The following is a 6,975-nucleotide window of genomic DNA, read 5'->3' as shown; positions in this document are numbered from 1 at the left end:
ATAGTGGAACCCTCTTTTGACGGCTTTCATTATCGGATATGTCATTTTTGGACGCTAACTTTCAATCTAAAGAACATTGATTTATATGATACTATTAAGATATAAATCAAAAATATAGTTAACACAAAGTTTATGTTAGTTTAAGTTCTTGCTTAAAAACACTATAAATACAAAACAAATGTCTAAACATTTCAAAATAATTCCATTTTTGATTGTCATACAGACTCTAATAAGTATTATTTCATGGTCTGGAATAGATATTTTAAGTACCTTTTTTATATGGACTTGTTCTTACATATTGATATTTTCTATATTATTGAAAAAAAAGAAATATTTCCATCCTAACAACAAGAAAGACTATTATGTAATAACAATTTATTTTATTTGGGCTATACTGGGAATTATCCGAGGCATTTTTACTGCAGAGAATTATTGGGAATGGAAACAACTTTCATCAGGAGTACTTTCATTATCCCTGCCATTATTTGTCTATATATTCATCAATCCAGATATATTACAAGATACAATAAAAACATGGCTCAAATATATTATACCTGTATTTTTTATTTTTATTTGGATATTACCTGTTGGAAGTTTTCATTTTTATTTAGCTCCGATTTTTTTATTAGCTTGTTTTACATCTGTTTTTACTAAAAAATGGAAATTATTATTTCTGTTTTTATTGATTATTATGCTTACAAGTATTGGTGACCGAGCACAAATAATAAAAGCTATAGCAACCTTACTCTTAGCATTTAGTTTCCTATTTAGAAGATATATATCATTAAAGATACTTAGATTAGTATATTGGACATTTTATTTACTCCCTATCATATTACTTTTTCTCGGAATAAGCGGTAGCTATAACATTTTTGAAGCAGGAAAAAATCGTGAAGGAAAATATGTACAAAAGAAAATTATAAATGGAGAAATTATAGAAGAAGATGCAACCAGTGATACACGGACTTTCATTTACCAAGAAGTTATTACATCTGCAATACGCCATAATTATATAATATGGGGACGTACACCTGCACGCGGTAACGATTCTATGAGTTTTGGAAGTTTACTTGCAGAAGATTTAGGTACAGGAAAATATGAACGATTTATGAATGAAGTTTGCCACCCAAATGTGTTCACTTGGCTTGGTTTATTAGGTTTAATACCTTGGTGTCTAATCTATTTAAAAGGTTCATACTTAGCCATTTATAAATCAAATAATATATATATAAAATATATAGGAATATTTACAGCATTCCACTGGTTTCTAGGTTGGATAGAAGATGTCAATAACTTTGACATTACATCTATAACCATATGGATTTCAATCGCAATGGGGTTGTCTGAGTCATTCAGAAAAATGAATAATCAAGATTTTAAAAAATGGCTATTAAATTGTCTTCCGATAAAATAATAAAATTATGAATATTCTTTGGATTTCCTTTTTAGGTTCGTGGACTCTACCATTGCTAAAAACAATAAAACAAACAAATCATGTAGGAATTATTATTCCCATTATTGACGGAAAAGAAAACTTACTACAAGAGAAAGATGGTATTTGTTTCTATTCATTAGCTCTATCCTCCAAGGAATGTTATACTAATATGGATATAGAAACTTATTATAAATATAAAAAAATAATAGATACCTTTAAGCCGGATATAATCCATATTCACGGCACAGAGAAAAATCTAGCACAAATTCAGAATTTCATAAAAGATATTCCGATTGTCATTTCCATTCAAGGTTTATTAATAGGATGTAAGCCATATACTTATAATTTCGTTGAAAAAAAAATAGTCCACAAGTTTAGAAGCATTAAAAACCTGTTTGGAAAAGGTGGATTAAAGCTTATGTATAAAGTTGTTCAAAGAGGAACTCCATATGAAACAGACATATTGAATAACGGTAAATATTTTTTTGGAAGAACCAATTGGGATAGAGCATATATCATGTTTCATAACCCTAAAGCCCATTATTTTACAGGAGAAGAATTATTGAGAGAGTCCTTTTATGATAATGCCGGAACTTGGAAAATAAACCAATGTACTAAACATTCTATTTTTATGCCTTCCGGATTTAATCCGATTAAAGGCATGCATCTGGCAATAGAAACAATATATCTTTTAAAACAATATTATCCGAATGTACTATTGGTAATACCGGGGATACCAATCCATATCTTACAAATGAATCGTCTTTCAAGACTTATCACGGGAGAAGAATTTATCACTTATATACAACACAAAATACATGAATACAACATTGAAGATAATATAAGATTCTTGCCCCGCTTAGATGCTATAGAAATGGCCGAAGAAATGAAAAAAGCAAACGTTTTTCTGTCCCCTTCATCCATAGACAATAGTCCGAATGCCATAGGAGAAGCCATGCTGATTGGTACTCCAATCGTTTCAACTCCGGTAGGAGGGGTAACCTCTTTTTTAGAAGATGAATCATCTACTCTTTTTGCACCTGCAGGAGACCCTTATATGATGGCTTATCAAATAAAAAGAATTTTCGATGACGAAAATTTAGCTGCAACATTAAGTAATAATGCACACCAAATTGCCCTAAAAAGACACAATAAAGAAAACACAGTCAAACAATATATAGACACATACAAAAAAATTATCTCCTTACGCCATCAATCAACAGAAAAATGATTAGCTCTTATAAAGAAATGCGTTTTTACATAAAAGCAGACGCAATCATGTGCGGGTTTGATAATATACCCTTCAAGAAAAGAATATTTCATCCAAACAAACGGAAAGAATTTCTTCGGGTTCTGAGAATAACCGAATGGCTTAGTAACTGCAAATGGAAACATCCTTGGATGTGGATTCCCTATTTATTCTATTCCAGAAAATATGAGAAATTAAGTTATATCTGTGGTTACAATATCCCTTATAATGTACTTGGATATGGAACTAATTTGGCACATCACGGATCTTGTGTAATAAATGGGGCAAATTCAATTGGAAACTATTGTGCCATTATGAATAATGTGTGTATCGCTGACGCACATCCTAAAAAAATAGGTAATGGAATTTACTTCGCAACCAATGTAGTCATAGCCAAAGAAACAAATATAGCAAACGGAGTGAAAATATCGGCAAATAGTTTAGTCAATAAAAGTATAGAAAAAGAAAATACCTTATACGGTGGAACGCCGGCCATTTATCTTAAAGATACAGAGCCATGGTATTACGAGCAGCCATGGTATGATCGATATCGTCGATGTGAAGAATTAAGAATAAAAAAAAGAATTCAATAAAACCATATCACTATAGATCAATAAACGTCAATAACTTCATAATGAAAGTACTTTTATTCGACACAACAAATGCCTTCTTAACACCCGGAGGCAAAACTACACATGCTTTGAAACTCCAACAAGAATTAGAAAAATTAGGAGTTAATATCGAATTTGCACGTTGGTGGGATAAATCACAAGATGATTGTGATATTATCCATTTTTTAGCTCCTGTACCTCATATTGCTAAATTAGCTAAAGGCAAAGGAATGAAAACATTCTTAAGTCTAATTTTCGACTATGAAAGTAACAAACCCCTAAAAGAACAAAAGAAAACCATCTTTAAAAATAGAATAATCGATAAACTGCCGGGAGTACTATCGTCAAATGCATATTGGAAATCGTTTCCATTTATGGATAAAATTCAGTTCATGCACGAATATGACAAAAATACCGCATTAAAATATTTTCCAAAATACATTGATGAAGACAAGGTTCTTATTATTCCTCATGCTTTTGATCCGTCTGATATGAATATTTCTAATGGTTTAAATATAACCGAACTGAATTTTCCAAAGAAATACCTGATATCATGCGCAAATATATCAGAAAGAAAACAATCATTGCTATTAGCAAAATATGCTAAAAAAGCCCAAGTACCAATTGTTTTTCTCGGAAGTTCAACCCTAACAGACCTATATTTTATAAGATTTCAAAAAGAAATAGATAATCAATTTGTATTCTATCCCGGTTATGTAAGCCGGGAATGGAAAGACTGCATAGAAAGTCATGCATCAGGTTATGTATTACTCTCACAAGGAGAAAGCGGTTGTATAGCAGTATATGAGGCAGCTGCATATAATATGCCACTTCTTCTGTCAAATCTTCCATGGGCATGGGGATATGACTCTCCTACAGATATTTATTTTTGTGATTACAACAATGAAGATAAAGCTATTCAGCAATTGGGTGATTTTTACACCAAAGCACACAAATTGAACCATCCACCTTTCAAAATACAGACATGGCACGAAATTGCAGAAATGTATCTATTGCAATATAAAAAAATATTAGAATGTCATTAGTTGCCGTTCTCCTAACCGTCTTCAATCGCAAGGCAAAAACCCTGCAATGCCTGCAAAACCTATATGCTCAATTCCCGATAGAGGGATACACCGTAGACGTCTACCTGACGGATGACGGTTGCACCGACGGGACTCCCGAAACTGTCAAAGAACAATTCCCTGATGTCAATATTATCCATGCGGATGGAAATCTGTTTTGGAACAGGGGAATGTATAGGGCTTGGAGCAAAGCTGCTGAAACGAAAGATTATGATTTCTATATGTGGCTGAATGATGATACTTTTTTATTGCCCGATGCTATTTCCAGCCTATTAAGCTCGGCAGTCAATAAAAAAGATTCAATCATTGTAGCAGGTATACGATCACAGAAAGCAGAAATAGTAACCTATAGCGGATACTATCAAGGCAAATTATTAGTTCCGAATGGAAATCTTCAGGAATGTGATACATTCAATGGTAATTGCGTTCTTATTCCCGGAATTGTTTATCAGACGGTGGGCAATCTTGATTGGCATTTCCGGCATGCCATAGGAGATATAGATTACGGATACCGGGTTAGAAAAGCCGGATTTAAAATCTATTGTTCACAAACATATTTGGGATATTGCGAGAAGAATCCGCAATTACCGGTATGGTGCAGACCCGAAGTTCCCTTTATAAAAAGAATAAAGAACTTATATTCCCCGCTTGGATATGCCGAACCGATTCCTTTCTTCCGGTTTGAATTAAGAAACTTGGGAATCCTCACCGCATTAAAGCACTTTGTATCAATTCACGTAAGAGTTTGTTTCCCGAAACTATGGAAATAACAGATCACACAATAACTGTTTTTCAATGTGATGCGGACATTGTAAAACAAATAAGAAAACAGGATAATTATTTAATCCGATACAGTGACGATTGTCCCGGTAAAGAATATTGCGCAATTTACTTTAGCAGCAACGATATTTACTTTCCCAATACAGAAACAGTCTTTCAAAAACGTATCGTAGAAAAAGACTTTTATGAATGGTATGGGACACGCATACAGAAAGCCCATAAACATATTTTTGTAAGGGACATCTTTAAACAATGGTATCTGGCGGGTATTAATGAAAAAATCAATACTCCCGAATTATTGAATGATTTTTTAAGACAGGAAACAGAAGGATATAAAATCATTGCAGTGGGAAGTTCCGCAGGTGCATACGCAGCAATTCTCCACGGCTCTTTGTTAGGTGCGGAAAGAGTCATTGCTTTTAATCCGCAATTTGAGATTAATTCTTTATTGGAACGAAGCCAAGAGGCCATAAATCCTTTAGTATTCAGGTTGAAGGAAACAAATACACGAAAATATTACGATATAGTACCCTTTGTAAATGATTCGGTGGATATTTTTTATTTCTATTCCAATCAGTCGTCTTGGGATATGGAACAATGCCGTCATTCCGAGAAATTAAAAGAAATTCGCCGGATATCTTTCTCGACCGCGCATCACGGCATACCTTTTCTAAAGGTTGCTTTACATAAAGTTCTAAACCTTGAGAAAAACGATTTAGAACACTATGCAAAGAAAGTCCAAAGCCCATTTATCTTTACGGTAAAAACAGTAGGTATCAAAAAAGCTGTTTCAGGTTTTCTGAAACAGCTTTATGAAGCATATAAAAAGAGACATTAATAAATGTACGGCAAGGTAACCTTACCCCCAGCATTCATTCTTAATCTCCCGGCATTGTCTGATCTGCCAGGGAGAAAGGACCTTTTCCAGTTCACGAAACTGCCAGCCTTTCATGAAACGGATTTCATCCTGTTCCTGACGGGTGGAGATACAGACACGGAAAAGGGCGGGGTCGGTGATAATCATATCATGGACACGCATACGCCACTGAAGGATGCTCATCTGATGGGGCGACAAACCTCCATAGATGGAAAGGTAGGCATACATATCGGTGTAATGGCGGGAGAAACGATGGTCCTCCTGCAACAGATAAAGGATTGTTTCTTTCATTGGAACAGGGTGTTTACGTCAAAGCAGGGACAGCGGTTGATGCGGTCGTATGACTGCAAACGGTTATGACCCACTACTTTGGCTTCGGGAAATACTTGTAGTAAGGAATTCACAAGGTCATGCAGCGCATAACGCTGATAGAGCGTACGGGTGTCCGAAGGGTTACCGTCTGAATCGGCACCGCCTTCATAGCAGATGCCGACGCTGCAACGGTCGAAACCTTTGGCATGGCAGCCTTGAACGCTCAGCGGCAAGCGCTGACGGACATGTCCGTCACGCGCAATGTAGAAATGATAAACGGGAGTCGCCGCATCGCCATAGTGCGCCGCACTGCAATGGATGACGAGGTATTTAACGACCCGTTCCAATAACATTCCACTAGTTTCCGGCTTGCTCATCCCATACAAGAGCTTAGGCCGATAGCACCGGCAATGGAGGTGGCCACTGCGATAATGATTTTGAGGATAGTACCCCACAGGTTCTTTTTGTTTGTTGACATTCTTTTTTAAATTGATAAATAAATAATTGAGAAAACCGGGTTCGCGGATAACGCTGATTCTGCTGATTAATACGGATAAAAATCCGTCCGCATCCGCCTGATCCGCGTCATCAGCGTACCATCGGCTTTCTTCTTTTCCTAATTGAAA

The 6,975-nt window shown here is 35.3% G+C and carries 9 protein-coding genes; 6 read left to right on the top strand and 3 right to left on the bottom strand.

Translation table 11 applies throughout. The annotated features are described in order from the left end of the window. Nucleotides 1-178: 178 nt before the first annotated feature. Genes DXB63_RS17580 through DXB63_RS17555 form a run of 6 tightly spaced genes read left to right on the top strand, consistent with a single transcriptional unit; the run spans nucleotide 179 to nucleotide 5,998 of the window. Entirely contained in the window at nucleotides 179-1,414 is a 1,236-nt protein-coding gene (locus tag DXB63_RS17580) for a hypothetical protein (protein WP_122127689.1), read from the top strand. 7 nt (nucleotides 1,415-1,421) lie between these two features. Then, nucleotides 1,422-2,666 carry a glycosyltransferase family 4 protein gene (locus DXB63_RS17575; RefSeq protein WP_122127688.1) on the top strand — a complete coding sequence of 415 codons (1,245 nt, stop codon included), beginning with the start codon at nucleotides 1,422-1,424 and terminating at the stop codon, nucleotides 2,664-2,666. Next, nucleotides 2,663-3,277 (top strand): hypothetical protein, encoded by a 615-nt coding sequence (locus DXB63_RS17570; protein ID WP_122127687.1) that lies wholly within the window; start codon nucleotides 2,663-2,665, stop codon nucleotides 3,275-3,277. The genes DXB63_RS17575 and DXB63_RS17570 overlap by 4 nt, the downstream gene beginning before the upstream one ends. 41 nt (nucleotides 3,278-3,318) lie before the next feature. Continuing rightward, nucleotides 3,319-4,341: a glycosyltransferase gene (locus DXB63_RS17565; protein WP_122127686.1), complete on the top strand. Its 1,023-nt coding sequence runs from the start codon at nucleotides 3,319-3,321 to the stop codon at nucleotides 4,339-4,341. Then, nucleotides 4,332-5,150 carry a glycosyltransferase family 2 protein gene (locus tag DXB63_RS17560; RefSeq protein WP_122127685.1) on the top strand — a complete coding sequence of 273 codons (819 nt, stop codon included), beginning with the start codon at nucleotides 4,332-4,334 and terminating at the stop codon, nucleotides 5,148-5,150. Before DXB63_RS17565 ends, DXB63_RS17560 begins: the two co-directional genes overlap by 10 nt. Next, entirely contained in the window at nucleotides 5,141-5,998 is an 858-nt protein-coding gene (locus tag DXB63_RS17555; RefSeq protein ID WP_122127684.1) for a hypothetical protein, read from the top strand. The genes DXB63_RS17560 and DXB63_RS17555 overlap by 10 nt, the downstream gene beginning before the upstream one ends. A gap of 21 nt (nucleotides 5,999-6,019) precedes the next feature. Here DXB63_RS17555 and DXB63_RS17550 read toward each other — a convergent pair whose 3' ends face one another. The 3 genes from DXB63_RS17550 to DXB63_RS18035 are packed head-to-tail and all read right to left on the bottom strand — an operon-like array spanning nucleotide 6,020 to nucleotide 6,827. Continuing rightward, nucleotides 6,020-6,328 (bottom strand): hypothetical protein, encoded by a 309-nt coding sequence (locus tag DXB63_RS17550; protein ID WP_122127683.1) that lies wholly within the window; start codon nucleotides 6,326-6,328, stop codon nucleotides 6,020-6,022. Then, nucleotides 6,325-6,702 carry an N-acetylmuramoyl-L-alanine amidase gene (locus DXB63_RS17545; RefSeq protein ID WP_122126991.1) on the bottom strand — a complete coding sequence of 126 codons (378 nt, stop codon included), beginning with the start codon at nucleotides 6,700-6,702 and terminating at the stop codon, nucleotides 6,325-6,327. The genes DXB63_RS17550 and DXB63_RS17545 overlap by 4 nt, the downstream gene beginning before the upstream one ends. Nucleotides 6,703-6,722: 20 nt before the next feature. After that, nucleotides 6,723-6,827, bottom strand: coding sequence for a smalltalk protein (locus DXB63_RS18035; protein ID WP_158563691.1), 105 nt, complete (start codon nucleotides 6,825-6,827; stop codon nucleotides 6,723-6,725). Nucleotides 6,828-6,975: the final 148 nt, after the last annotated feature.

The organism is Bacteroides sp. OM05-12, from assembly GCF_003438995.1.
GTDB lineage: Bacteria > Bacteroidota > Bacteroidia > Bacteroidales > Bacteroidaceae > Bacteroides.
This window is presented reverse-complemented; position numbering and strand designations above follow the sequence as displayed.